Below are 26,603 nucleotides of genomic sequence, written 5' to 3' on the forward strand. Positions count from 1 at the left end.
GCAGGCCAAGCTGGCTGATCGTCGAATAAGCGAGGATCGCCTTCAGATCATGCCGGAAGATCGCCACCCATGCGCCGAACAGCATGGTCGTCAGGCCGACGAGCGTCACGATGACGGTGTAAAGCTCTGTACCCGACAACACCGGCCACAGGCGGGCCAGCAGGAAAACACCCGCCTTCACCATGGTCGCGGAATGCAGATACGCACTCACCGGCGTCGGTGCCGCCATCGCGTGCGGCAGCCAGAAGTGGAACGGGAACTGCGCAGATTTCGTGAAGCAGCCGATCAGGATCAGGATCAGGATGGCCGGATAATGTGGCGATGCCTGCACCACTTCCCGGCTTTGCAGGATGGTCAACAGGTCGAAGGAACCGGCCACGACCCCGAGCAGCAGCATGCCCGCGATCAGGACGAGGCCGCCGCCGCCGGTTATCGCCAGTGCCATGCGCGCGCCCTGCCGTGCATCCGGATTGTGCCGCCAGAAGCCGATCAGCAGGAAGGATGACAGGCTGGTCAGTTCCCAGAACACAAGCAGCAGCAGGACATTGCCCGAGATGACGATGCCCAGCATCGCGCCCTGGAACAGCATCAGCGTCGCGAAGAAGCGGCCTGTCGCCTCGCCTTCCGCAAGATAGAAGTGGGCGAAGATCATGACCAGCAGGCCGATCCCCAGGATCAGGCCTGCGAACATGAGGCCCAGCGGGTCCATGAGCAGCGAAAAATCCAGCCCGATTGCAGGAACCCAGCTGGCCGACGTCGCGATGCCGCCTCCATCGAGTACGCGCCCGGCGACCGATATGACGAGGGCGAGGCCGAGCGCACTTGCACCAGCCGCAATCAGGGCGTGAACGCCCCTGCCGCGATCCGCCAGGCCCGCAATCAGGATCGCTGCTGCGAAAGGCAGGACAGTAAGGAGAATCAGGGTCAGGGAAGGCGTCATGAGCAGTTCGACATAATCCGTTGGCCGCGTAGCTGTTGGTTGCAGCTTAGGCAAATCGGCAGGGCCATGGCCAGCGTTCTATGCCGGTTTGCTGTACAGAATTCCCGACCTTGGCGCCCAGATACATCATGCGAAGCCTGGACGTTCGAAGATTGCCTCGAGTGCGATGGGCCGGAAATCCACAGCATCCACCCCGACGTCCAGTTGCCGCAGGATGGGTTTCATCTTCCCGTGGCTGTGGCCGTGCAGATTGATCGATCGCTTGTGCTGGCCGTTCCAGCTGCGGAAAGGATAATGGCAGAGCACGATCAGCCGTCCCTGTACGGTCATTTCGTGATAATCGTGCACGCTCGCCCAGCCGGGCAGGTCGCGCAAGGTGGCCGGGTCGTTGTTGCCGCAGATCAGATGCTTGTGGCCGTTCAGCCGTTCCAGATAGGCTTCGGCATCGCTCGCCTTGCGGCAGAAGTCCCCCAGGTGCCAGACTTCGTCTTGTGGCCCGATCGCTTCGTTCCAGTTCCGGATCAACGCCTCGTCCATGAGACCGGCGGACTCGAATGGCCGGCGATGGATGTTGATGGTGCGGTGGTCCCCGAAATGCGTATCGGCGGTGAAGAAGACAGCCACGTCTCAGGCAGGTTCCTCAAAAGCGCGCAGTGCGGCGCGGGCGACCGGCTCCCCCCATTCCTGCACGAAATGTCCGGCATCCTCTACCAGCATCGGTTCGGGGCAGCCGCGGATCTGTGCGCGCAAGGCCTGCATCGCATTAGGCGTGATCACCGGGTCCTGCTTGCCGACGGCCATGAAGGATTTGCCCGCCCATTCGTCCCGCAGGTAGTCCCGCGCCTGCCTTGATCTTTCCGCACCCGGAGCGTCCGGCGCAGGCGGAACCAGTTCGGGGAAGCGCCGCACGCCCCCCTTGTAGCGAACGTCGGGGAAAGGTGCGTCATAGGCCATAACCTCGTCGTCCGACAGGATCGGAGTGGCGCGCTTGACCAAGGCGCCGACGGCGAGGTCCGGTTGCGAACGGTTGTAGAGTTTCCATGCTTCGAACCCGTCGCCAAGCGGGCGTTCTCCGGTTCCGATCCCCGTGTTCATGACGATGAGCCGTTCGAACCTCTCAGGAAATTCGACCGGCAGGGTAAGTCCCAGCAGGCCGCCCCAATCCTGGCAGACGAGAGTGATGTTCTCGAGATCCAGTGCCTCGATCAGGCGCAGGAGCGAGTTGCGGTGAAAATCGAAAGTATAGACTTCGTCATCCACGGGCTTGTCGGATCGGCCGAAGCCGAACAGATCCGGCGCGATCACGCGGCCCGCCTGCGCGAAGACGGGGATCATCTTGCGATAGAGATAGGACCATGTCGGCTGGCCGTGCAGGCAGAGGAATACCGACCCATTACGGGCTCCTTCGTCGAGATAATGCATCCGCAAGCCATCGAAGCCGCGCAGGTTTTCCATGTGATGAGGCGCGAAGTTGTAATCGGGAAGTTCGTTGAAACGTTCGTCCGGTGTCCGTAGTGCCTTGATCATGCGCCGCCTCCTGCCTGTTCAGCTCGAATGATTAGCAAGCCCGCGGCGAGCCGGGAAGCTTTAGCGTCACACCGCTGGCGTTCCGCCGATCACCCGACGAACGCCGGAAAGGTGCCGAATATGACCGAAACCGCCGAAAGGCCCAGCGCAGCCAGCGCAAGATACGGGCGCGGCTTGCCGAGCCGCCGCATCCAGATAAACAGCGCGGCCAAGGCGGCAAGCAAGGCAAGTATCGCTATCCAGCGGGCGAGCGGTTCGCCGGGAAACACCAGCGCCGCGCCGTACGCCACCATGAAATGGGCCGCCCAGATGACGAAGGCGAACAGAAAGGTGCGGTAGATCACCGGCTGATCGATGGGTTCGCCTTGCTCAGCCACCGGGGAACACTCGCGGCACGATGGTGAAGACCATGCCCTGCACGGCGCAGAACATGATGAAACGCCGGACAATATCCATGGTGACATTCGTCGGCGTGGTCATGATCCCGCGGGCTTCGCGCAAGGCAAGATAGGCCGCCATTATGCAGGCGATGATTACGACCTGCGCCTGCAGGACGGTTAGCATGAAAACCGTTGCGCCCATCCCGTTCAGGGTGGGGGAAAGGCCCGTGCCCAGCCACCCGATGATATCGAGGTAGAGCGCACCCACCAGCAAGGCGGCGGCAAGCGCCTCCAGCACCCACGGAAGGTCACCCGCCTGCTTGCCTTCCCGCGCAGCAAGAACGCGGCGCCCGCCCCATGCAGCGGCAAGGGCCGCGACCTCCAGCGCGACGATCACCGCCGTCTGCCTCAGGGGCGGCGGAGCGCTCCAGACCTCGGGATTGATGCCGAAGAGGTAAAAATAGGCGAACAGGGCCATGAAGCCGATCATGCCGATGACGACCATCAGCGTGTTCAAGGCCCACCAGCCGTGGCTCTGCGGACCGGTTATGGCGATGGGCACTTCGATCCCGCCGCCGATGTCGGCCGTGTCCTGCCTGATCGGGCGGTCGGTTTCCCACAGCCATCGCAAGGTGCTGACGACGGCGATGATCCCGCAGAAGATCGCAAAGGGATAGGCCTTGACCGTCAGGGACAGGAAGAAGCCTGCGGTGAAGATCGCGGCAGACATCGGCCAGCGCGAGGGGCCGGGCATGAGCTGGATATATTGCGGTTCTGCCATCACGGTGGAGGTGATCAGCGTTTCGCGATTGCCGGTCGCCGAATAGGGCAGGAAATAGCGGCCCTCTTCGACCTCCCTTGAAATCTCCGGGCGGTCCCAAAGCGGCTCGCGGGAACGAACGAGGGGGATGGAGCGGGTCGAATAGAGCCCCGTCGGCAACCATTCCAGAGTGCCGCCATCATAGAGATTGCCGGCATCGTCCGTCGTGGTGAACCGGAAGTTTCGCGCGCAATCTACCAGGAACAGCAACACGCCGGAGGCAAGGACGAATGCTCCGACGGTGGAGATCATGTTCAGCAGGTCGAGGTCTCGCCCCGGCAGATAGGTATAGACGCGGCGCGGCATGCCCATCAGCCCGGTCAGATGCATGGGGAGGAAAGTGATGTGGAGGCCAGCGAACATCAGCCCGAACACCCATTTGCCGACCTTGTCCGACAAGGCCCTGCTGCTGGTCATGCCGTGCCAGTGATAAAAGGCGGCAAACATCGGGAAGACCATGCCGCCCATCAGCACGTAGTGGAGATGCGCGACGATGAAATAGGTGTCGTGCGCCTGCCAGTCGAACGGCACCATGCCGACCATCACACCGGTGAGGCCTCCCATGGTGAAGATGACGACGCTGCCGACCACGAACAGGGCCGGCGTGGTCCACTTGATCTTGCCGCTGGCCAGCGTCGCTATCCAGCAGAACACCTGAATCCCGGCGGGCAGGCTCACCGCCATGCTGGCCGCCGAGAAATAGCCGGCGGACACGCGCGGCATGTCTGTCGTGAACATGTGATGCGCCCAGACGCCGAAACTGATGAAGCCGGTCGCCACCAGGGCAAGCACGTTGAGCCTGTATCCGACCAGCTTGGTACGCGCGACGGAGGCGACCATCATCGACATCAGACCCGCCGCTGGAATAAAGATGATGTAGACTTCCGGGTGGCCGAAAAACCAGAAAAGGTGCTGCCACAGCAGCGGATCGCCGCCGCGGGTGGCATCGAAAAAGGGCCAGTTGAAGGCCCGCTCGATCTCCAGCAGCATGGTGCACAGGATGACGCTGGGGAAGGCGACCACGATCATGACGGCGAAGACCAGCATGGCCCAGGCGAACATCGGCATCTTGTCCAGCGTCATGCCCGGCGCGCGGGTGCGCAGGACTCCGACGATGATCTCGATCGCCCCGGCAATGGCGGAAATCTCGATGAAGCCGATGCCCAAAAGCCAGAAATCGGTGTTGATGTCGGGGCTGAAGGCGATGCTGGTGAGCGGCGGATACATGAACCATCCGCCATCGGGAGCAAGCCCCACGAACAGCGACAGGAAGAACAGCGTCCCCCCCACGGCGTAGGCCCAATAGGCATAGGCCGACAGGCGCGGGAAGGGTAGATCTCGCGCCGCCAGCATCTGCGGCAGCAGCATGACGCCGATCGCCTCGACCATCGGCACGGCGAACAGGAACATCATCACCGTGCCATGCATGGTGAAGAACTGGTTGTAGGTGTCCACGCCCAAAAAGTCCTGCATGGGCGCGGCAAGCTGCACCCGCATGCCCAGCGCGAGGATCCCGGCGGCCAGGAAGAAGCCGAAGGCCGTCACGACATACCAGAAGCCGACATAATTGTTGTTGACGGCTGTCAGGCGGCGCCAGCCTTTCGGTGCGTTCCAGATCTCCTCCAGTTCGTCGACCTCGCTCTGCGGGCGCCTGGCTGTGGGGAAGCGGTCGTAAAGCGAATGGTCGAAGCCGGTTTCGGACCTCATTTCTGCTGCTCGAGCCAGAGGGCGATCGCTTCGAGTTCTTCGGCGCTCAGCATGTCGTAGCTCGGCATCCGGTTGCCCGGCTTGATCGACTGGCTGTCGCCGATCCATCCCATCATGGTGCCCAGATGATTGGGCAGAATTCCCGCGCCAAGGGTAAGGCGCGATCCGACATGGGTCAGGTCCGGCCCGGCAAGACCGTTCGCCTCGGTCCCGGCAACACGGTGGCAGGCGGCGCATCCGACATCCATGAACAGCCTGCGGCCCAGCGGCGCATCACCTGTGGCGACAGGCACGGGAAGGGGCGATATTGCACCGGCGCGCTCCGCTTCGATCGCCAGCGCATCGGCGGGAGCATCGAAGGAATTGTCGGCGGCAGTCCGGGCGATATCCAGTTCCGTTTCGATAGGTCCGTCCGCAGCCGCGAGCCGCGCCAGCCGCGCGTCGCGCCATTCACGCCAGGCAGCAGGTTCATGCGCCACGGCGACGAAGCCCATCAGCGCGTGTTGCGCGCCGCAATATTCCGCGCATACACCGCCGAATTCGCCGGGCCTGTCAGCCTCTACCAGCAGCAGCGTCCGGCGCCCCGGAATCATGTCCTTCTTGCCCGAAAGATGCGGCACCCAGAAGCTGTGGATGACATCGCCCGATTCCAGTTCGAGCAACACCGGCTGGCCCACGGGGATGTGAATCTCGTTCGCGTCTTCCATGATGACGCGGCCCTGATCGTCCAGATATTGCACCCGGAACCACCACATCTCACCCGTCACGCGGATGCGCATTTCGTCACCTTCGATCGGATCGGTGAGCGTGGCGGTGAGCGTTAGTCCCCAGATCAGCAAAGCGGTCAGTACAATACCGGGAAAGGCCACTCCGCCGATCCAGATCGCCCGTTCGCCGCCCAGCATGGCCTGTACCCTGGGAGGCCCCTTGATCGCGGCCCAGAGCGCGGCAATCACGATCAGCGTGACTATGACGCCGAGCGCGAACAGCGACCAGGCAAGGGTGGTGACCTTCGCGGCATAGGGGCCTGCCGGGTCGAGGACCGGCGGCGGCCAACCCCAAAGCGCATCAATCATGATCTATTCCATAAAGATAAGACGCAATATCCTGCGCTTCCTGCTCGGTGATGGGCATGGGCGGCATGGTGGATCCCGGCTTCACCAGCGGCGCGTTGCGGACGAAGGCGGCCAGCACTTCCGGGCGGTTCGGTAATTGCCCGGCGATCAGGCCAACGTCGTCGAAACCCTTCAGCGATGGAGCGAGACGACCCTTGGGCCAGTCCAGGCCCGGAATCTCGTGACACGATCCGCAACCGGCATCCTTGATGGCGACAAGGCCGCGCGCTGCTGCTCCTTCCGCAGGTTCGCGCCGGGTCTGCACCGGGTCCTTGCATGCCGAAATGCAGGCACAGGCCGTCAGCACTGCGGCTTTTGCAAGCCGGGCGAAAATCCCTGGCAACCATCGTGCCCGTCTGTGCATACGCCCCATTCGCATGGGAACCGGGTAAATGCGCGGATCGTTCCGGGCAATATGTCATTTAGATTCATGCCCATCAGCCGGATACTCTCTTCCGCATGTCTTCAGGCGCTGGGGATGGTGCTGTCCTCGTGCAGCCCCGATGCGGTGGCCGACCCTTTCGACGACAGCGGGGAACTGATTGCGCTGTCGGGCGGCGATGCCGGGGCGCAGGCCGCCTGTCACACCTGCCACGGGCTGAACGGCGGAGGCGACGGAGCGCTGGTTCCCCGCATCGCAGGGCTGAACAGCGGCTATCTGGTGCGCCAGATGATCTTCTTCGCCGAAGGCCAGCGGCAGCATCCGCAGATGAGCTGGCTGTCGGCGCGGCTCGATTCCGAAGAACGCCTCGCCGTCTCTCAATATTACGCGGAGATGCCGATCCCAGAACCCGATCCCCTGGACCGGCGGATTGCTCTGGCGACGGACCGCCAATGCGATTTCGCGGAAGCGGCGCTGATCTATCAGGAGGGCATTCCCGATCGGGGCCTGCAAGCCTGCGCCGCATGCCACGGGCCGCAGGCGACGGGTCTTGGCGCAGGCAACCCGTCGCTGGTGGGGCAGAGCAGCCTTTATCTTGCCGAACAGTTGCGCGCGTGGCGGCAGGGCCGGAGATATGGCGACCCGCTGCAAGTCATGCACGAGGCCGCAAGCAATCTGCGGGAGGAGGAGATCAAGCCGCTGGCGGACTATATTGCGCATGATCTGGAGCCGTTTCGTCGTCCCGGATTTCCGGCAGGATGCCCGTAACCGTATCGTCGCGGTCCCAGAAATGGTGTTTCAGCGCCGCGCCGACATGTAGCGGCACCAGCAGCGTCAGCCCGACGACACCAACGACATGCAAGCTTTCCGCCCAGCCCATCACCTCATATTGCCATGCGGGCGACAGAGTGTGGAACGGCATGGCCGGAATTTCGATCAGCCCTGCAAGGCGCAGCGGTTCGACCGGCTGGATCGCTGACCACATGGCCCAACCGCTCAGCGGCAACAGCGCGAAAAGGGTATAGAACAGGTAGTGCGTGTAATGCGCCGCCGTGCTCTGCCAGCCGGGCGCATCGGCGTCGTTGATCGGGTCGGGGATGAACAGCCGCCAGACGAAGCGCAGGATAGCCAGCAGCAGGATGGAAAGGCCGATCTGGCTGTGCAGCGCATAGGCCGCCAGCTTGTCGCCGCCCACCGGATAGCGTGACAGCAGCCATCCGTAACCAAGCTGAAACAGCACGAGCGCCGCCATGATCCAGTGGAACCAGATGCCGATGGGCGAATATTTGCCGTTCTTCGTGTAGCTGATCGCCCATTGACGGACCAGGCGATGCAGCTTCACGCGGCGGCTTCCCGGCCGAAGGAGCGATAGAGGATCGTCAGCGCGGCGAGCAGATAGACGAGGCTTGCCGGTGCCCACATGACGATGCCCGCGATCTGCTGATCCTCGAGCGCGGACAGCCCCCAGCCTTGCGTGGTCAGCCAGTGAACCGCATAGAGCGGGCGATGCGCGAAAGTCAGCAGCGCGCCCAATGCTCCCATGGCGACCATCGTCGCCAGCAGCATCGTCGCGGCCGACGGCGCAGGCGCGCGGATGATCTTCGCCCACCAGATCGCAGCTGTTCCCGTCAGGCTGACCTGCATGGCCCAGAACACCGCATCGCTGCCCATCGCCAGTTCGTAAAGCGGCGGAGCATGCCACAGCCAGAAGGTGAGCGCATGAATGGCGGTCCAGACCCACAGTGACCCGGGAATATGCCGTTGCTCCAGCTTCAGGGCAGCAGCCAGCAACGGAGCAAGCGCCGCCACGAGGATCACATCATGCACGATACGAACGGTAAACAGCGCCGAACCGAGCGCGCAGAATGGTGATATATAGAGAAAGACCGCAATGCCCATTGCCGCCGCAGCCGCCCTCGGGCGCAGGTCTGTCCTCCAGAAGTAGGCGGCAAAGCCTGTTAGCAACAGGGCCGCAATCAGCACCGGGTCGAAATTCCACCGGGCCAGCCACTCGGCGGGCAGGGGCGCCTGACCGCAATATGGCAACCAGTTCGGCAAATGCATTCCCCTTCAAGAGCCGTCAGCCTCACAGGCTGTATACGCCCGCCGGACGCCTCGCGTTCCCCTCGACCGTAGCGCGCCGAACACCTGCATATCAAATGCAATCAGAGCTCTCGCGCATCGGCGGGCTCATCACCATCCTTCTCTTTCCTGTCGCTTTCGTCCTCGTGCAGCGGCGCCATATGCTTGATGGGCGCCATGACCCAGAGGGTGAACATCGTAATCAGCGACAGCATGACAGCCACATCCAGACTGCCCAGGGCGACCGAAGCGCCGATCGCGCCGGTGATCCACAGACTCGCCGCCGTAGCAGTCCCCTTGACGGAACCCTTCAATTGCAGGATCGCGCCACCGCCGATGAAGCCCATGCCAGCGATAAGGCCCTGAAGTATTCGGGCCATTGCTTCAGGTGCATCGGCAACCAGATTTTCCGACGCCTGGATGAATCCGCAGCTTGCCACTGCGACCAGCGGAAAAGTTCGCAATCCGGCGCTTCGCTCGGTCTTTTCGCGGTTCCAGCCGATGGGCACGGCAAGCAGATAGGCTAGAGAAATCGCCACAAGATGCGGCAGGATATCGAAATCGTCACGGCCTAGAAATTGTTCGAGCATTCCTTGCCTTTGCTATCTGCTGACACATGAAAAGCAGAGTTCGAGGGCTACGAATGCAGCCCTCGAACCAGATCATGCTTCGCATGTCTCAGATGTCTCCAATTGCGATAGGTGCTCAATGGGCTTCATCAGCTCCCGTTCCCGATATTATTGAATTGCAAGGGAGAAGTCGTGCGCTTAGCTGGCGTCCAGCTGTTCGGACGCGTGCGTATGGGCGGCGTAGCGACCTGTGAAAGAGCCGCGGAGGCTCCACCTCATCGCGCCAAGGAAGACGGCACCTTCCACAGCGCCGGTGATGGTTCGGCCCACCGGCCCCATCCCGGTTTCACCGAGTAACCCGCCGATGCCGTCGAGGCGGAATTGCGACGATGGGAAGGCGCTGACGAGTTCCTGAAGGCTGCCTGCCATCATTCGTCCGTCCAGCAGGGCAATCCCAAGCCCTGCACCAAGACCCAGCATCGCCGCGATGGCGACGCTCATCCACAGTCCGCCCCGGACCCAGAGCATTGCAAGGCCCGCGGCGCCGCCCAGGATCAGGCCCTCGACCGCTCCTGCAAACGGGTCGACTGTTCGGCCGAACAACAGACGGAACGCATCGCTTCCCAGTAGATTGGCGAAGGCGCCCACGATCAGGCCTCCGATTGCGCCGCCCCCCACGACCCAATACCAGCGCATCGGCGCGATGAATTTTGATGCCGCCAGACCTGCGGCGATGCCTCCACCAGCGACGCCCGCCGAAAGCAGCGACACGAGGACCAGCACGAGCAGTAAAGAGAGGGCGCCGCCGCCGCTCTGGGCCGAGATTTGAGCCGCCCCGATGAAGCCGTAAAGCATCCCCACGATCAGGCCTGCCCCCAGTGCACCCTGAATGCCCGCCAGAACAATCCGCATGAAGGCAGCGCGCGAGATCGCCTGATCCTCATTGCTCTGCTCAACGCTCCGCTCCTCCACGTTAGTGATCGGAGCGATGAACCTGTAGCCATGCTTGGGCACCGTTTCGATGAACTTCGGAGCCGAAGCGCTGTCGCCAAGGGCGCGGCGCAGGGTGCGGATGGCCTGCGTCAAGGCTTCGTCGGTCACGGGCACGCCGCGCCAGACCTCGTCCATGAACCGGTCTTTTGCGACGAGCGTCCCCTTGCTCTCCAGCAGCAGGATCAGCGCATCCATGTAGCGGGTGCCCAGATCGACCGTCCTGCCGCCCCGCGACAGGCGGCGATTGGCCAGATCGAGGCGGAATGGTCCGAATTGCACTGCGGAATGGCTCATTTCAGCGATTGCTCATCTTTGGCTCATGCCGCTCACCCCTCGATAGGCCAATGATGGCGCGTTAACAGCAAGGAGGCAATATGATGAACAGCAACGCAACGAGAAGCCCGCGCCGGTTCTGGAACCCGTGGCGCATCATCGGGTGGAGCGTGATCGCGGCGCTCATCGCCCTTCCGGCAGTGGCGATGCAATTCACCGCAGAGGTCAGCTGGACGGCTTCGGACTTCATCTTCGCCATCGTCATGCTGGGCGGCGTTGGCCTCGCGTTCGAGATGGCGGTGCGTGCCAGCGGCAGCGGGGCCTATCGCGGCGGCGCCGCCATTGCGCTGGGTGCAGGGCTGCTGATGATATGGGCGAATGGAGCCGTTGGCATCGTCGGCAGCGAGGACGAGCCGATCAATCTGTGGTTCAATCTCATTCCGCTGCTGGCGCTGTTCGCGGCCATCGGAGCACGCTTTACTCCCCGCGGAATGGCTACTGCGATGATGGCCACCGCCGCCGCGCAGGTGCTGGTCGGGGTCATCATCCAGTTGCAGGGGCACTTTACCTGGGTGTTCACGCTGATCTGGACGGGCGGCTGGCTTATGTCCGCCATGCTGTTCCGCAAGTCGGCGCAGGAGGGCTGGTGGTCAGCTGCGCCAGAAGCGCGGGTAGAACAGGATCAGCACGGTAAACAGTTCCAGTCGGCCCAGCAGCATGCCGAAGGACAGGAGCCATTTGGCCAGATCGGGAAGGGTGGAAAAATTGCCAGCCGGCCCGATCGTGTCCCCCATGCCGGGGCCGACATTCGCAAGAGCTGTGACGGCACCGCTGGCGCTGGTGAGGAAATCCAGCCCCATGGCCATCAGCATGATGGTGAGCGCGGAATAGGCGGCGAAGAAGATGGCGAAGAAGACGACCACTGAATTGATGACATCGTCGGTCAGTGGCCTGCCATTATACGTCTTGGCGACGACGCTGTTGGGATAGAGCAATTGCCGGAAATGCGATTTCAGCATCACGTACATGACTTCGAAGCGGAAGATCTTGATCCCGCCTGCCGTGGAACCGGTGCAGCCCCCGACGAAGGTCAGTCCGAAAAACATCGCCACCGCGACGTTGCTCCACAGCGTGTAATCCGTGGTGGCGTAGCCGGTCGTCGTCACCACCGACACGATGTTGAAGGCAGCGAAGCGGTAGGCTGCCTCGGCATCGTAAAGACCCGAGAGGAACAGGGCGGTGCCGGTCACGGCAATGGTGAATGCCAGGAACAGGACAAAGCTTCTGACCTGCGAGTCGAACAGCGCGCGCCTGTCGCCGGCCAGCAGCCGGACATAAAGAACGAACGGTATGCCGCCCGCCAGCATGAACAGGGTTCCGGTCCACTGGATGCCATTGGCCTCCCAATTGCCGAAGGAACTGTCGGACGTGGAATAGCCGCCGGTCGAGATCGTGGTCAGGGCGTGCAGGACAGCCTCGAACAGGGTCATTCCCTGCAACCAGTAGGTTGCCGCCGCCAGGATCGTAATGCCGAGATAGACGCTGCCAATGGCCGCCGCGATCTGTCTCACCTTGGGCAGGACCTTCTCGGAACGATCCGAGGATTCCGTGCGGAACAATTGCATTCCGCCGATGCCGAGTGCGGGCAGCACCGCGATTGCGATGGCGATGATCCCGATGCCGCCCATCCATTGCAGTAGCGCCCGCCAGGTCAGCAGGCCCGGCGGCGCATCCTCCAGGCCGGAAATGACCGTGGAGCCGGTTGTCGTGATGCCGGAGATCGCCTCGAAAAAGGCGTTCGTCACATCTCCGCTGGTGGCGCCGAAGGGCGTCAGATAAAGCGGCACGGCGCTGAGTGCCGCGACGCTGAACCAGCTGAGCGGTGTCAGCAGGAACGCCTGCCGCAGGTTGAGCCCCTGCGCCAGCGATCCGCGAAAGGCGCTTACCAGAACCAGACCCAGGGCTCCGCCGCCGGTCACGGCCAGCGCGAACGCTCTCCAGTCCCCGGAATCATTCGCCAGATCGACGAACATGGGAATGAGCATCATGGCGGAGGTAGCTAGGAGGACCATGCCCACGAGGTAGAGGACCGGTTTCGCACCGCCCGCCAGCCATCCCAGACGAGGGTGGAAGATCGGGCGCCCCCTTCTCACCGGAAGCGCGATTTCTTTGCCCCCAGCAGGGCTTCGGCCAGGCGCAGGGCGCTGTAGACCACCAGAGCGACAACACGGTCGCCCTGCCTGATCTCAAGGTCGGGCGTCGGGAAGATGACGAGATCGTCGCGTATGATCGCACCGATTTTCATACCGCGCGGCAGGTCGAGCCGCCCCAGCGGCTGGCCCATCAGGCGCGAGGATGCGGTGATCTCGGCCTCGATCACCTCGCCGAAATCTTCCCTGAGCGTGTAAAGCGCCGAGATTGAGTCGTGGCGGATGTGGCGCAGGACGGTCGAGATCGTCAGGGTGCTCGGATTGACGACTGCATCGATGCCGAGCGTCGGCAACAAGGCTTCGTAGGACCGCTTGTTTACAAGCGTAATTGCACGCGAACAGCCTGCTTCCTTGCCCAGAACGGCTGCGAAGATGTTGGTTTCATCATCGTCGGTGACCGTGATGATGGTGTCGCTCGACCCGACTCCGGCTTCGTTCAGCAGCATCCGGTCCAGAGCGTCGCCTTGCAGCACCACGACATTGTCACCGAGTTCCCGTGCCGCGAAGCTGGCGCGCGCCGGGTCGCGTTCGATGATCTTCAGATTGAGCCGGCGGTTCTCGGCCTGCAACTTGCGCGCCAGATGCAGTCCCACATTGCCCCCGCCGACGATTACGATCCTGCGGGCTTCCTTCTCGTCATGACTGAAGGCGGCCATAACTGCGTCGATCTCGTCCGTGCTGGCGAGAACATAGACATCGTCGCCAAGCGCGATCCGGTCGTCTGCTTCGGGCGTGAAGCAGTTTCCGTCGCGTATTATCGCGAGGACAGTCGCCCCGCTCAGGCCGCAATCGGTCGAGATTTGCTCGATCGTCTTGCCGATAACCGGCGCGTCGGCGGAAAGGGTGTGGATGCCGAGCAGTTCGATCCTGTCGCCGGCAAGTGGAAGCATGTCGAAGGCGCCTGGAGTACGCAGCCGCCTTTCGATGCCGCTGGCGATCTCGATTTCGGGTGAGATGACGACGTCGATGGGGAGATGTTCCGCCGCGTAAAGTCCGGCCCCATGCTGCGCTATGTAGCCCGCATGCCGCAAGCGCGCGATCCGGTATTTCACATTGAACAGGGAATAGGCGACCTGGCAGGCAACCATGTTCACCTCGTCCGATTGCGTAACCGCGATCAGCATATCGGCGTTTTTCGCGCCCGCCTGTTTGAGGACCGCGGGATGCGAGGCATGGCCGGTCACGCCGCGAACTTCATAATTCTGATCGACTTGATGCACCTGCTCCTCGTCGATATCGATGACGGTTACATCGATATCTTCGCGAGCAAGGTGCCGTGCGATGGTCGTGCCGACCTGCCCGGCGCCGCAGATGATGACTTTCATGGGATCGCCCCCGCTGTGTTCGCGCCGCCATAGAGGCTGGATGCGTCGGCAGACAAGCGTTGCCTTGGCGCAGCGCCGGTCGAGTTGCTTGCCTGGTCAGCGCTTTAGGGTTGCGGACGGAGTACTGCCTGGGGAATAAGAAGGTGCGACAGAAAAGGGGAAGCGAGATGGCCGTTTCGGGAAAGCTGCTGGTGGAACGGGGCTCTTACGGCGCCCCGTCGCAGGATTGGGGCGAATTCAAGTTTCTCGGGCTACCTTCCCCCGGCGACCGGATCGAGGCGCAATATGACGGGGGGACGCATTACCTGACGATCCTCTGCGTTCACCATCGCCCGGTTGCCGTTGCCGCGACCGAGTCGGCTTCGGACATGCCGCGGGCGGAGATCGTCGCCAAATGGACCGGCAAGCGCGATTGACCGGCTGCAGGCAGACAGGCGCTTTCTTTCGCAGCCGGTAAAACGCCGGGCGACTGGACTGCTCCAGCCACCCGGCATGATGTGTCAGTCTCAGGGCCGGTCGAAGAAGTCGACGGCGCCGGTCTCGAGGTTGTAATAGGCGCCCACGACCTTGAGCTGACCGGTCTTCTGCGGTTCGAGAAGCAGGGGGTCGGTCGTGGTACGCAGGTGATTGACCACGCGCGACACGTTTGCGCGAATGGCATTGTCGAGCATGTTGCCTTCCTTGCCGCGGACGGAAAGCACCGCAGGGATGATCGGTTCGATCATCTGCCCGATGCTGCCGGGATAGGTGGCATTGTCGGTGACCACTGCCTGGGCGGCCGAGACAGCGCCGCAGCTTTCGTGGCCCATCACGACGACCAGCGGGACGCCCAGTTCGGCGACCGCATATTCGACCGACCCGAGCGCGACGGTATCGACGGTGTTGCCGGCATTGCGGATGATGAACAATTCACCCAGCCCGCGTCCGAACAGGATCTCCGGTGAAACCCGGCTGTCCGAACAGGTGACATAGGCTGCAAAGGGAGCCTGGCCCTTGGCGATTTCGAGCCGCCGTTCGCGACCCACCGCCGCCGCAGTCGGAACATCGTTGAGGAAATTGCGGTTGCCTTCGATCAGCAGCGCGAGTGCCTCGTCGGGCGACAGCGTGGTCTTGCCCTTGTACACGGGGGCAAGAGGGGCAGCTACGGGCGACTGCGCTGCGGCCATGCCGCTGACGGCTGCCGCGCCGCCTGCTGCGGCTGCTCCGGCGAGAATGTTTCGTCTGGAAATCATTGGATCACTCCTGTTTTCACGCGTTGACTATAAGATATACGAGGTAGGCGGCGTAGAGTGCCACCAGGGCCACGGCCGGAACGCGGGTTACGGCACGCGGAAACAGCACCAGCAGGAAGATCGCCAAGGCGCTGGCGACCACGAGGCCGATGTCGGCCGGCCAGAGATCCTTCGGCAGCCCTGCCGGGGCCAGCAGCATGGCCGCGCCGCCGATCCCGAAGATGTTGTAGATGTTGGAGCCTATCACATTTCCGAACGCCACGCCCGCTTCGCCCTTGCGAGCCGCGATGACCGAGGTGACGAGTTCGGGAAGCGATGTCCCGATCGCGACGATGGTAAGCCCGATCAGGGTCTCCGTCAGTCCCGCGATCCGCGCCAGATCGATCGCTCCGATGACCAGCATGCGTCCGCCGCCAATAAGGATCGCGAGGCCGAGCAGGGTGAGCATGACCGGCTTTGTCCAGCCGTCTTCCGAAGCTGCTCCCGCGAATTCGTCACCATCCATGCCGGATGGGCTACCGGTGCCAGCGGAATAGCGGCGGCGGCCGTCTATATAGGCCCAGCCGATGTAGGCGAAAAGACAGGCAAGGAGGATGAGGCCCGCAAGAACGCTACCGAGACCGGTGATCGCCAAAAGAGCCAGCAGAACACTGCCTGCCAGCGCGAACACCGGATCGCGCAGGCGATTGTCGGATGCAATCGCGATGGGGGTAACAAGCGCAGCGATGCCGAGGATCAGCAGGCTGTTGGCGAGATTGGAACCGACGATATTGCCCCAGGCGATTGCCGGCGATCCGGCGAGCGACGCCTCGACGCTCGTCACCAGTTCCGGCATGGACGTGCCGAAGCCGACAACGACCAGGCCGATGACGAGCGGTTGCACGCCCGCCTTCGCCGCCAGTCCAACCGCGCCACGCACCAGGATTTCTCCACCCAGGACGAGCGCGAGAAGGCCAGCGGCCACCAGGAAAATCGTGAACGTCACAAGTGCGGGCAGTGCCCTTTTCTAAGCCTCACCCGGCAGCCGGAATGCGTTGCCGCAGCAAAGCGATCCGGTCCTTCAGGCGGAGCCTGATACGCTTCGCCATCTTCAGTTCTTCCTGCCGTCCGGCAGCGCGGCAATTGTCGACCCGGCGGTTAAGGACCCGGTGACGTTCCTGAAGGGAATCGAGTAGATCGGTCATGTCTCTCTCCTTGCTTCTGGTTGAACCAATCTGGCGACTTGCGGCGAGATAAGCCAATTGAAACAGATCCGCTGATACGATAGAGGCAGCCTATCGCGAAGGAGCCCTGAATGCCGAGTCTGCGGCAGTTGCAATATCTGGTGGCGCTGGCGGATGCGCAGCATTTCGGGCGAGCCGCGGCCTCGGTCAATGTTTCACAGCCGACCCTGAGCCAGCAATTGCGGGCGCTCGAGACACGGCTCGGGATCACTCTGGTGGAGCGGGGTGACACGCCGGTTCAGCTTACCCCCGTCGGCCGCGAGATAGCGGCTCGCGCGCGGAACATCCTGATCGGCGTCGAGGACTTGCGCGGCATGGCCCGCCGCAGCGTTACGGGACTGGCCGGTACCGTTCGCTTCGGGGTGACGCCGACGATCGGCCCCTACCTGCTACCGCCGGTAGTGGCGCGGTTGCACCGGGCCTATCCCGATATGCGGCTGCACATGCGGGAAGGCATCCCGGACGACCAGCTGGCCGAACTGCGCCGCGGCGCGCTCGACATGGTGCTGACGCCTTTGCCCGTCACGGGCGCGGGGATCGATATCGAGCCGCTGTTTCGAGAAAGGCTGCATCTGGTCGCCGCACCGGACAATCCACTGGTCGACAAGCAGGTCCTGACGAAAGCGGATCTTGCGGGCAGCGGTATCCTCAGCCTCGACCGCCGCCACCATTTTCACCGGCAGGCTGTCGATATCTGCGAGGAGCTGAATGCAGACCTCCTGCGGGATTACGAGGGGACCAGCCTGGACAGCCTCAGGCAGATGGCCGGATCGGGGCTCGGCCTGGCGATCCTGCCGGAACTTTACCTGCAGTCGGAAGTCGGCGGCGAAGACATGGTGCATCGCCTGACTGTCTTCGATTGGTCGGCGACCCGCTCGATTGCCGCTGTATGGCGGCGCGGCGCGGCCTATGCCGACAGCTATCGGGTGATCGCCCAGGCGATCGGTGAAAAGGCGGCAGAATTGCTGCGCGAGAAGGATCAAGTCACGCCGGCAGAGAAAAGGCCGACAGCCTTTCGGAAGAGCGGACTTTAAAAAGGCTGGCGCCGTTTCGCGGCCCGACGCATAGCACCTGAAGATGCTGCAGCCGGTCCAATCGTTCATCTCTGAATATTCGGCCCTCATCGGACTGGTGGCGCTTGTCATCGTGTTTGTCGCCTTTGCGCTCGAAAGGCGCCCGCCAGTCGTCATCGCGGTGCTGGCCGGCATCGCCATGATGCTGCTTGGATTTCTGCCGGTGAGCGAGGCCCTGGGCGTCTTCGCCAATCCGGCGCCCATTACCATCGCCGCCATGTTCATCCTGTCAGGCGCGCTGCTGCGGACGGGCGTGCTGGAGGAAGTGTCGGGCTGGATAATCCGCCGAACACTGCGCAAGCCCCGCCTGGCAGTGGCGGAAATCGGCGGGGGAACGATCCTCGCATCCGCTTTCATGAACAACACGCCGGTGGTGATCGTTCTCATTCCCATCGTCAAGCGGCTGGCGCGCGTGATGGGTATAGCGGCGACACGCCTGCTGATTCCCCTGTCTTACGTCTCGATCCTGGGCGGTACCCTGACGCTTATCGGAACCTCGACCAACCTGCTGGTCGACGGGGTGGCCCAGACGCACGGCATGGACGCTTTCGGCATTTTCGAGATTACCGGCATCGGGCTGGTCAGTGCCGCGACCGGCGTCGTGCTACTGGCGATACTCGGCCCTTTCCTGTTGCCGGATCGCGCGGCGCATGGCCTCGATACCGAAAGCGAGAGCGACGTCTACCTCTCGCATCTGATCCTCGAGGCGGACAGTACTCTGGTTGGGCGGGAACTCGGCCGCACCGCAATTTGCCGCCGCCCGGGAATCAGGATCATCGGCGTGCAGCGCGGCAAGACGATCGAGCGCCGCAATTTCGAGCATTGGAGCCTGAAGGCAGGCGACCAACTGATCGTCGCCGCCAGTCCCGGAGAACTGGCCTCGCTTGCCGAAGCGGATGATTTCAGCACGGGGCTAACTGGGGTGGGCGGGGGTATCGCCACCACGGGACCGGAACGCCCGGAAGATTACAATCTGGTGCAGGCGGTCATTTCGCCATCGCACCCGGTGATCGGGCGGCGGCTGGCCGACATACCGTTGCTGTCGCGGCTGAAGGTGCGGGTGCTCGGCCTCTCGCGCCCGCGCCATGTCGCGGGGCCGGATCTTGCCAATGTGCGGGTGCGCGCAGGGGACCGTTTGCTGATAGCCGCCGGCAGTGACGCCGCCCAGGCCTTGCAGACCAACATCACCCTTGCGGATGTGAGCGAGGCGCCGGTCCGCGCCTTCCGCCGTCTGCGCGCGCCCATCGCGGTCGGAACCCTGGCGGGCGTGGTCATCCTGGCAGCATTGTTCGGTTTTCCCATCGAGGGGCTGGCGCTTGCCGGAGTCGGTCTGGTTCTGCTGACCCGCTGCATCGAACCCGAAGAGGCCTGGGGGTCCATCGACGGCAGCACGCTGGTTCTCATCTTCGGCATGCTCGCCTTTGGACAGGGGCTGGAGAACGCAGGCACCGTGGATCTGATCGTCGGCACACTGGAGCCCTGGCTGTCCACTATGACCCCGCTGATGCTGCTGATCGCCATTTACGCGGTGACCAGCGCGCTGACCGAAACCGTGACCAACAATGCAGTCGCCGTCATCATGACTCCCATCGTGATCGGGCTAGCCCAGACCGCCGGAATGGACCCGCGCCAGCTGGTGATCGCGGTCATGTTCGGCGCCAGCGCCAGTTTCGCGACACCGATCGGATATCAGACCAATACGCTGGTTTACGGCGCGGCCAATTACAGGTTCATGGATTTCGTGAAGATCGGGGTGCCGATGAACATCGTGGTCGGCATCGCCACCTGCCTGGCCATCAGCGCCAGCGTCTGATGGCGGCGCAACCGCGCTGCGCAGCTTCGAGGAACCCGAACGCCGCCTCCGGCATTTCAGGGGTGCACCCTGACGCAACGGGCGCCTTGTCGAAGATCGTGCAGCCTCGAGGGAAAGGTTCCGTTCGGCTTGCGAGAATCAGCAGGAAAATTCAGGGACCTTTCATGACCAACAGCACGACGCGCCGCGAAGGCCCGCAGCCGGCCTCGACCGGGATTAGGGGCCTCGACCATATACTCTGCGGCGGCCTGCCGGCCTACCGGCTCTATCTCGTCGAGGGGACGCCCGGCACGGGCAAGACGACGCTGGCATTGGGCTTTCTGCTGGAAGGCAGGAAGCGCGAGGAACGCGGGCTGTACATTACGCTTTCGGAAACGCCTGACGAGTTGGAGGCGGTCGCCCGGTCGCACGGTATGTCTCTCGACGGGATCGACTTGTTCGAGCTCGTGGCGGAAAACGAATTCAGTGCCGAGAACGAGCAATCCCTGCTGCACCCGAGCGAGGTGGAGCTGGGCGAGACAGTGCGCGGCATCATCGAACAGGTGGAAAAGGTAAACCCCACCCGTGTCGTGCTCGACAGCCTGTCGGAACTGCGCCTGCTTGCACAAAGTCCCTTGCGGTATCGGCGCCAGATTCTTGCCCTGAAGCATTTCTTCGCCAAGCGGGACTGCACGGTCCTGATGCTGGATGATCGCACTTCCGAACCGGGCGATCTGCAGCTGCACAGCATCGCGCACGGCGTGATATCGCTGGAGCAGAGCGCGAGCGAATTCGGGTCGGAACGTCGGCGGCTGCGGGTCATCAAGATGCGCGGGCTGAAATATCGCGGTGGTTTTCACGATTTCAGCATCGAGAAAGGCGGCCTTGCCGTGTACCCCCGCCTCGTCGCATCCGAGCACCATCGCGAATTCGCGACCGCGCCCGTGACGACCGGGCTTTCCGGGCTTGATACGCTGCTCGGCGGAGGGCTGGTTCCGGGCACCAACACGCTGCTGATCGGCCCTGCGGGGGTGGGGAAGACGACCACGGCGGTGCAGTGCCTGATCGCGGCACTGGAGCGTGGCCAGCCCGCAGCCTATTACCTGTTCGATGAAAGGTTGGGGACTTTGCTGCAACGCTGCGCCGCGCTTGGCATGGATCTGCAGCCGCATATCGACAGCGGTTTGCTGACGCTGCGCCAGATCGATCCGGCCGAATTGTCACCGGGGGAATTTGCCGGCGCTGTCCAGCAGGCGGTCGAACAGGACGGCGCGCAGATGATCGTCATCGACAGCCTGAACGCCTATCTCCACGCGATGCCCAGCGACAATTTCCTCGTGCTGCAGATGCACGAGGTTCTCAGCTATCTGAGCCAGCAGGGCATCATTTCGCTGATGATCCTGGGTCAGCACGGCGTGACCGGGGAACTGCGTTCGGACGTCGACATCAGCTATCTTGCCGACACGGTCATGCTGCTGCGCTTCTTCGAAGTAGAAGGCACGGTCAGGAAATCCATGGCGGTCATCAAGACGCGCACTCTGGATCATGAACGGACCATCCGCGAATTCGAGATCGATGTGACCGGCATCTGCATCGGAGAACCGCTCACGAAGTTCAACCAGGTCCTCAGCGGCAGTCCTCAATATATTGCGGGCGACCATGAATTGCTGAAGGGCTGAGGGTGCCGGGATCCGTCTACGGCCGCACCATCGCGATCCTGGCGCCCCGCGGCCGGGATGCCCGGGTCGCGCAGGAACTGCTTGCACAGCATGATATTTCCTCGATCATCCTGGGCGAGCTCGGCGCGCTCTCCTCTTACATCGAACAGCATATCGGCGCGGTCCTGATCGCGGAAGAAGCCATTACCGGCGATGCCTTGTCCGGTATCGGCACGGCGCTGGATCGCCAGCCTGCGTGGTCCGACATTCCTTTTGTCGTGCTGACCACGGGCACTTCACGTAACCGCACCGCAGCGGAGGAGCAGCGCTTCGACCGGCTGGGCAATGTCGTCCTGCTGTCCCGCCCGATGCAGAGCGACGACATCATCCGCGCGGCGCGATCTGCCCTGAAGGCCCGGCAGCGGCAATTCGAAGCGCGCGCCCGTATCGAGGAGCTGCGAGAGCAGGAAGAGAAGCTGCATCGCAGCGAACGCAAGTTTCATGCGATCGCCAACTCGGTCGACCAGATGATCTGGTCCACGCGCCCCGACGGCCATCACGATTACTACAACGACCGCTGGTACGAATTCACCGGAGTGCCTGCGGGTTCGACCGATGGCGACCAGTGGAACGACATCTTCCACCCCGAAGACCAGGAACGGGCCTGGAGCCGCTGGCAATATTCGCTCGCGAACGGTGTTCCCTATGAAATCGAATACCGGCTCCGCCACCGGTCGGGTCAATATCGCTGGGTTCTGGGCAAGGCGCAGCCCGTCAGGGACGGGGCAGGGCAAATTACCCGCTGGTACGGAAGCTGCACCGACATTCACGATCAGGTGCAGATCCGGCAGGAACTGGCGGCGTCGCAGAACATGCTCGAAATCGCGGTCGCCGAACGGACGCAGGAACTGCTCGACCTGTATCAGAAGACCCCGGTAGCCCTGCTTTCGCTCGACAAGGAGGAGCGGCTGGTCAGCGCCAGCGAACGCTGGTTGTCGTTCATGCAATACGATAGCGCGCAGGATGTTCTGGGCAGGCCAGTGACCGATTTCATCGCTCCGGAAAATCTGCCCGACCATAGCGGTGCTTACAGGCACCGCTTGCTGAGCAGGGAAGTTGTCTACGACCTGCCCTATACCTTGGTTAAAAGAACGGGCGAACGCGCCGAAGTGCTGGTGTCGGCACGCGCGACGCGCGAAAAGAGTGGCGATGTGAAGCGCATCATGGCGTCGATTATAGACGTGACCGAGCGCAAGGCTGCCGAAGCGGCGAGGGACACTGCCGAGGATGCCTTGAGGCAAAGCCAGAAGCTGGAGACGATTGGCAAGCTGACCGGGGGCGTGGCGCATGATTTCAACAATCTGCTGATGGCGGTGCGCTCCAGCCTGGAACTGCTGCGCCGAAGGCTGCCTGAAGGCGACCGCCGCGCGCAGAGCTACCTCGACAATGCGCTGGCCGGTGCCGAGCGGGGGGCAACACTGACGCAGCGCATGCTCGCCTTCGCCCGCAAGCAGGAACTGGACCCGAAGGCGGTCGACGTGGCGCGGCTAATCGCGGGAATGCGCGACTTGCTGGAAAGGTCGCTTGGCCCGCAGATCGACATAGAGTTGCAGATCGGTCATCAGGTTCCCCTTGCCCTGGTCGACGAAAACCAGCTTGAAATGGCTATTCTGAACCTGGCGGTAAACGCCCGCGACGCGATGGATGCCAGCGGCAGGCTGACGATCCGGCTTGGTGCGGACGAGACCGATGGTGAATTGGCGATTGGCGGCGGCGATCATGTCTGCATCGAAGTGCAGGACACGGGCGAGGGCATGGATGCCGAAACCCTGGCGCGCGCTGCCGATCCTTTTTTCACCACCAAGGGCGTGGGGCGCGGAACCGGCCTCGGCCTCTCCATGGTGCACGGTCTGACCAGCCAGCTTGGCGGATCGTTCCGGCTGATGAGCAAAGTGGGAGAAGGCACCACCGCGCAGATGCGCCTGCCGGTGGCGGAAGCGCCTGCCGAGCACTCCGACGAGCCTGCCGCGAAAGAAGCTGTGACGGAGCAGCAGTCACGTAATCTTACCGTTCTGGCGGTCGACGACGATGCGCTGGTCCTGTTCGGTACCGTCGCCCTGCTCGAAGACCTCGGGCATGAGGTGATCGAAGCCGGGTCGGGCCGGGATGCTCTGGCGTTGCTGGGCAACCACGACGAAATCGATCTCGTCATAACCGATCAGGCGATGCCCAACATGACCGGAGTGGAGCTGGCGCGGGAGGTTCATCGTCTGAAGCCGAGACTTCCGGTTGTCCTGGCCAGCGGATATGCCGAGCTTCCGGAAGGCGCGAAGGACGAGATTGTCGCGCGGTTGGAAAAACCCTTCAGCGACCAGCAGTTGCAACGGGTTATCGCCTCGATCTTCGCGCTGGCAGAGTAGGGGCTGGGCCAGCCTTTGAGAATACGGCGGGACAGTAATTTCCGTCTCTTGAAACCTAACGCTTACCTTCTCGTTGATCCCCCACAACCAGTGCAAGCATTTGGCAAAATGCTGAATTCTACTCGCCCCGTCTTCTTCTGAAGCGGCAGGCAGACTGGTTTTGTGGCCGCAATGCGGCGGCGAAGCCAGATTGAACAGGAGCTATCATGAGAAACGACCGGGACCTAGGACTGGCCGGCACCGTTGCGGGCGTAGGCCTCGCATTGGGCGGCCTCGCATTCGGAGCCTTCCTGACACAGCGCCGCAAGGGCGGCGGGGATGACGCGCCTTTCTATACACGCAAGAGCCCTGACAGCGACGATGCTGTCCTTGGCCGTACCGTCACGATCCGCAAGCCGAGAGCCGAACTGTACGAGTTCTGGCACGATTTCGGCAACCTTCCGCGCTTCATGGAAAATGTCGAGACGATCCGCAGCGAAGGCGATCACCGGGTGTGGACCATCAAGGCCCCCGGCGGCCGGACGGTCGATGTGCGAACGGAAGTTTCCGAAGACACGCAGAACAGGCGGATCGCCTGGCGATCAGTCGAAGGGTCAGACATCGAGACGAGCGGAAGCGTGGAGTTCGAGGATGCCCCGGGCCAGCGCGGCACCCGCGTATCGCTTGTCATGTCCTACGATCCACCCGCGGGCGAAGTGGGCCGCGCCATTGCCAAGCTGTTCATGCGTGAACCCGAGGTGCAGGCCCGCCACGATCTCAAGCGGTTCAAGATGCTGATGGAAACCGGCGAAGTCGCGACCTCGGCGCGTACCAAGGACCAGACACGAAAAGCCAAGCAGCAGGAGAACGGATAATGAGAGCCCTGACATGGCATGGCACGCATGACGTGCGCGTAGAAACAGTCGACGATCCCGAAATCATCAATTCGCGCGACGCGATCATCGAAATCACCTCGACCGCGATCTGCGGCAGTGACCTCCACCTTTATGATGGGGCGATCCCGGGCGTGCAGCCCGGCGACGTGCTCGGTCATGAATTCATGGGCAGGGTGGTCGAAACCGGCAAGGACAGTACACTTGAGAAGGGGCAGCGCGTCGTCGTGCCCTTTACCATCAGTTGCGGCGGCTGTTTTCATTGCAAGATACAGCAATATAGCGCCTGCCAGAATTCGAATCCTGCCGAAAAGCAGGACATGTCGGCGACGCTCTACGGTCACCCGATGGCAGGTCTGTTCGGCTATTCCCACCTGACCGGCGGCTATTCCGGCGGACAGGCGGAATATGTCCGCGTGCCGTTCTCGGATTTCGGCCCCATCGTGGTGCCCGATCATCTGGACGACGACCAGGTGCTGTTCCTGTCGGACATTCTGCCGACAGGCTGGATGGCGGCGGAAAATGCCGAGATCCAGCCCGACGATACCGTCGCCGTATGGGGCTGCGGCCCGGTCGGTCTGTTCGCGATCCAGTCCGCGATCCTGATGGGCGCGAGCAAGGTCATCGCCATCGATCATTATCCGAACCGCCTCGCCTTGGCGAAGCAGATGGGCGCAGAGATCATCGATTTCCGCAAGACGAGTGTGCGCGAGGCATTGATGGAGATGTCGGGCGGCATCGGCGTGGACGCGGTCATCGACGCGGTCGGCATGGAAGCGCACGGCTTTGCGATCGATAACATGATCGACATCGTGAAGCAGAAGGTCGGCATCGGTGCCGATCGCGCGAGCGTGCTCAAGCAGGCGCTGCTGGCGGTGCGGCCCGGCGGACGGGTCTCGATCCCCGGCGTCTATGGCGGCATGACCGACAAGTTCCCCACCGGCGCGCTGATGGAGAAAGGCCTGCAGATCCGCACCGGCCAGACGCATGTGCAGCGCTACACCAAGGATTTGCTGAAGAAGATCGAGGAAGGCACCGTCGACACCACCTTCATGATCTCGCACCGCTTGCCGCTCGAGGATGCGGCACGGGGCTACAAATGCTTCCGCGAAGAACAGGACAGCTGGACCAAGGTCGTTCTGAAACCCGGGATGAAGGACTGACATGAGCAACGAAATTGAAAAGTTGAGCGGCTTCGTCGTCGTCACCGGGGCCTCAAGCGGCATTGGTCTGGAACTTGCCAGACTGGCGGCGAAGGACGGGTGCGACCTGCTCCTCGTCGCCGACCGCGACCTGTCAGCAGGCAAGGCCGCCTGCGAAGCTGCAGGAGCGAAATCGGTCCGCACGGTGGAGTGCGATCTTGCGACGCAGAGCGGCGTCGACGATGTGATGAAGGCAATTGACGTTACGCAGGTCGACGCGTTGATCGCCAATGCGGGGCATGGGCAGGGCCATGCCTTCTTCGATCAGGAATGGCACGAAATCGCTCATGTGATCGACACGAACGTCAAGGGCACGGTGTCACTGGTTCACAAGATCGGCAAGCGCATGCGCGACCGGAACGCGGGCCGGATCCTGGTCACCGGCTCGGTCGCAGGGCACATGCCCGGCCCGTACCAGCTCGTCTACAATTCGACCAAGGCATTCATCGACGATTTCTGCGTCGGCCTGCATAATGAATTGAAGGAGACGAATGTCGTCGTGACCTGCCTGCTTCCGGGCATCACCGATACGAATTTCTTCAAACGTGCCGACATGGAAGACACGCGCGCCGGTCAGTCGGACAGCAAATCGGACCCGGCAGATGTGGCGAAGGATGGCTACGACGCGCTGCTGGAAGGCGACACCCAGGTCGTCAGCGGCTTCATGAACAAGATACAGACGCAGTTCGCCGACATTCTGCCCGACAATGTGGTGGCGGAAATGCACCGCAGGCTGGCAATACCCGGCGGCGGAAAATAAGCTAAGCTCAAGCAAAGAAAGGACGCGTCCCAAGCCCCATGCTTCGGA

Annotated in this window: 25 protein-coding genes; 9 read left to right on the plus strand and 16 right to left on the minus strand. The window is 62.7% G+C overall.

Annotated features, from left to right (window positions below; genetic code table 11):
* The 7 genes from G7A66_RS14050 to G7A66_RS01065 all read right to left on the minus strand — a co-directional run.
* The coding region (locus G7A66_RS14050) for a proton-conducting transporter transmembrane domain-containing protein (protein WP_269748137.1) at window positions 1-940 on the minus strand (940 nt) is incomplete at its 3' end.
* Between the two features lie 126 nt (window positions 941-1,066).
* A complete protein-coding gene (locus G7A66_RS01035; RefSeq protein ID WP_174293853.1) occupies window positions 1,067-1,564 on the minus strand; it encodes a metallophosphoesterase family protein in 498 nt (165 codons plus the stop codon).
* Between the two features lie 3 nt (window positions 1,565-1,567).
* Window positions 1,568-2,467, minus strand: a complete 900-nt coding sequence (locus G7A66_RS01040; RefSeq protein WP_174293854.1) for a haloalkane dehalogenase — start codon at window positions 2,465-2,467, stop codon at window positions 1,568-1,570.
* Between the two features lie 89 nt (window positions 2,468-2,556).
* Window positions 2,557-2,844 carry a hypothetical protein gene (locus G7A66_RS01045; RefSeq protein ID WP_174293855.1) on the minus strand — a complete coding sequence of 96 codons (288 nt, stop codon included), beginning with the start codon at window positions 2,842-2,844 and terminating at the stop codon, window positions 2,557-2,559.
* A complete protein-coding gene (locus G7A66_RS01050) occupies window positions 2,837-5,374 on the minus strand; it encodes a cbb3-type cytochrome c oxidase subunit I (RefSeq protein ID WP_174293856.1) in 2,538 nt (845 codons plus the stop codon). The genes G7A66_RS01045 and G7A66_RS01050 overlap by 8 nt, the downstream gene beginning before the upstream one ends.
* Window positions 5,371-6,450: a cytochrome c oxidase subunit II gene (locus G7A66_RS14055; RefSeq protein ID WP_232366568.1), complete on the minus strand. Its 1,080-nt coding sequence runs from the start codon at window positions 6,448-6,450 to the stop codon at window positions 5,371-5,373. Before G7A66_RS14055 ends, G7A66_RS01050 begins: the two co-directional genes overlap by 4 nt.
* Entirely contained in the window at window positions 6,443-6,796 is a 354-nt protein-coding gene (locus G7A66_RS01065) for a c-type cytochrome (RefSeq protein ID WP_332310458.1), read from the minus strand. Before G7A66_RS01065 ends, G7A66_RS14055 begins: the two co-directional genes overlap by 8 nt.
* Before the next feature lie 108 nt (window positions 6,797-6,904).
* Between G7A66_RS01065 and G7A66_RS01070 the strand changes: the two genes are divergently transcribed.
* On the plus strand, window positions 6,905-7,639 hold the full coding sequence (locus G7A66_RS01070; RefSeq protein ID WP_174293857.1) for a c-type cytochrome: 735 nt from the start codon (window positions 6,905-6,907) through the stop codon (window positions 7,637-7,639).
* Here G7A66_RS01070 and G7A66_RS01075 read toward each other — a convergent pair.
* From G7A66_RS01075 to trkA, 6 genes are all read right to left on the minus strand, one after another.
* A complete protein-coding gene (locus G7A66_RS01075; RefSeq protein WP_174293858.1) occupies window positions 7,563-8,213 on the minus strand; it encodes a cytochrome b in 651 nt (216 codons plus the stop codon). The genes G7A66_RS01070 and G7A66_RS01075 overlap by 77 nt on opposite strands.
* The gene (locus G7A66_RS01080; RefSeq protein WP_174293859.1) at window positions 8,210-8,935 is read right to left on the minus strand and encodes a cytochrome c oxidase assembly protein; all 726 of its coding nucleotides are present in this window, start codon (window positions 8,933-8,935) and stop codon (window positions 8,210-8,212) included. The genes G7A66_RS01075 and G7A66_RS01080 overlap by 4 nt, the downstream gene beginning before the upstream one ends.
* Window positions 8,936-9,036: 101 nt before the next feature.
* Window positions 9,037-9,543, minus strand: coding sequence for an MgtC/SapB family protein (locus G7A66_RS01085; protein WP_174293860.1), 507 nt, complete (start codon window positions 9,541-9,543; stop codon window positions 9,037-9,039).
* Between the two features lie 177 nt (window positions 9,544-9,720).
* Window positions 9,721-10,809 (minus strand): winged helix-turn-helix domain-containing protein, encoded by a 1,089-nt coding sequence (locus G7A66_RS01090; RefSeq protein WP_174293861.1) that lies wholly within the window; start codon window positions 10,807-10,809, stop codon window positions 9,721-9,723.
* Window positions 10,810-11,438: 629 nt separating this feature from the next.
* Window positions 11,439-12,941 carry a TrkH family potassium uptake protein gene (locus tag G7A66_RS01095; protein WP_332310459.1) on the minus strand — a complete coding sequence of 501 codons (1,503 nt, stop codon included), beginning with the start codon at window positions 12,939-12,941 and terminating at the stop codon, window positions 11,439-11,441.
* A complete protein-coding gene (gene trkA, locus G7A66_RS01100) occupies window positions 12,938-14,323 on the minus strand; it encodes a Trk system potassium transporter TrkA (protein ID WP_174293862.1) in 1,386 nt (461 codons plus the stop codon). The genes G7A66_RS01095 and trkA overlap by 4 nt, the downstream gene beginning before the upstream one ends.
* Before the next feature lie 167 nt (window positions 14,324-14,490).
* Here trkA and G7A66_RS01105 point away from each other — a divergent pair, with 167 nt between their 5' ends.
* On the plus strand, window positions 14,491-14,739 hold the full coding sequence (locus G7A66_RS01105; protein WP_174293863.1) for a hypothetical protein: 249 nt from the start codon (window positions 14,491-14,493) through the stop codon (window positions 14,737-14,739).
* A gap of 90 nt (window positions 14,740-14,829) precedes the next feature.
* Here the strand turns inward: G7A66_RS01105 and G7A66_RS01110 are convergent, their stop codons facing one another.
* From G7A66_RS01110 to G7A66_RS01120, 3 genes are read right to left on the minus strand one after another with little or no spacing between them, the layout of a single operon-like run.
* The gene (locus G7A66_RS01110; protein ID WP_232366569.1) at window positions 14,830-15,555 is read right to left on the minus strand and encodes a carbonic anhydrase; all 726 of its coding nucleotides are present in this window, start codon (window positions 15,553-15,555) and stop codon (window positions 14,830-14,832) included.
* Window positions 15,556-15,571: 16 nt separating this feature from the next.
* Window positions 15,572-16,540 carry a calcium/sodium antiporter gene (locus tag G7A66_RS01115; protein WP_174293864.1) on the minus strand — a complete coding sequence of 323 codons (969 nt, stop codon included), beginning with the start codon at window positions 16,538-16,540 and terminating at the stop codon, window positions 15,572-15,574.
* A gap of 28 nt (window positions 16,541-16,568) precedes the next feature.
* On the minus strand, window positions 16,569-16,739 hold the full coding sequence (locus G7A66_RS01120; RefSeq protein ID WP_174293865.1) for a DUF465 domain-containing protein: 171 nt from the start codon (window positions 16,737-16,739) through the stop codon (window positions 16,569-16,571).
* 110 nt (window positions 16,740-16,849) lie between these two features.
* Here G7A66_RS01120 and G7A66_RS01125 point away from each other — a divergent pair, with 110 nt between their 5' ends.
* The 7 genes from G7A66_RS01125 (at window position 16,850) to G7A66_RS01155 (ending at window position 26,555) form a co-directional block, all read left to right on the plus strand.
* Entirely contained in the window at window positions 16,850-17,812 is a 963-nt protein-coding gene (locus G7A66_RS01125; protein WP_174293866.1) for a hydrogen peroxide-inducible genes activator, read from the plus strand.
* Window positions 17,813-17,855: 43 nt separating this feature from the next.
* Complete coding sequence (locus G7A66_RS01130; RefSeq protein ID WP_174293867.1) at window positions 17,856-19,664, plus strand: SLC13 family permease; 1,809 nt, start codon at window positions 17,856-17,858, stop codon at window positions 19,662-19,664.
* Window positions 19,665-19,828: 164 nt separating this feature from the next.
* Window positions 19,829-21,322, plus strand: a complete 1,494-nt coding sequence (locus tag G7A66_RS01135) for an ATPase domain-containing protein (protein ID WP_174293868.1) — start codon at window positions 19,829-19,831, stop codon at window positions 21,320-21,322.
* 2 nt (window positions 21,323-21,324) lie between these two features.
* Complete coding sequence (locus G7A66_RS01140) at window positions 21,325-23,721, plus strand: hybrid sensor histidine kinase/response regulator (RefSeq protein WP_174293869.1); 2,397 nt, start codon at window positions 21,325-21,327, stop codon at window positions 23,719-23,721.
* Window positions 23,722-23,927: 206 nt separating this feature from the next.
* A complete protein-coding gene (locus G7A66_RS01145) occupies window positions 23,928-24,575 on the plus strand; it encodes an SRPBCC family protein (RefSeq protein ID WP_174293870.1) in 648 nt (215 codons plus the stop codon).
* Window positions 24,575-25,756 carry a zinc-dependent alcohol dehydrogenase gene (locus G7A66_RS01150; protein WP_174293871.1) on the plus strand — a complete coding sequence of 394 codons (1,182 nt, stop codon included), beginning with the start codon at window positions 24,575-24,577 and terminating at the stop codon, window positions 25,754-25,756. Before G7A66_RS01145 ends, G7A66_RS01150 begins: the two co-directional genes overlap by 1 nt.
* Window position 25,757: 1 nt before the next feature.
* The gene (locus tag G7A66_RS01155) at window positions 25,758-26,555 is read left to right on the plus strand and encodes an SDR family NAD(P)-dependent oxidoreductase (protein WP_174293872.1); all 798 of its coding nucleotides are present in this window, start codon (window positions 25,758-25,760) and stop codon (window positions 26,553-26,555) included.
* Window positions 26,556-26,603 lie beyond the last annotated feature (48 nt).

This window comes from Alteripontixanthobacter muriae (assembly GCF_013336795.1).
In the GTDB taxonomy this organism is placed as follows: Bacteria; Pseudomonadota; Alphaproteobacteria; order Sphingomonadales; family Sphingomonadaceae; genus Pseudopontixanthobacter; species Pseudopontixanthobacter muriae.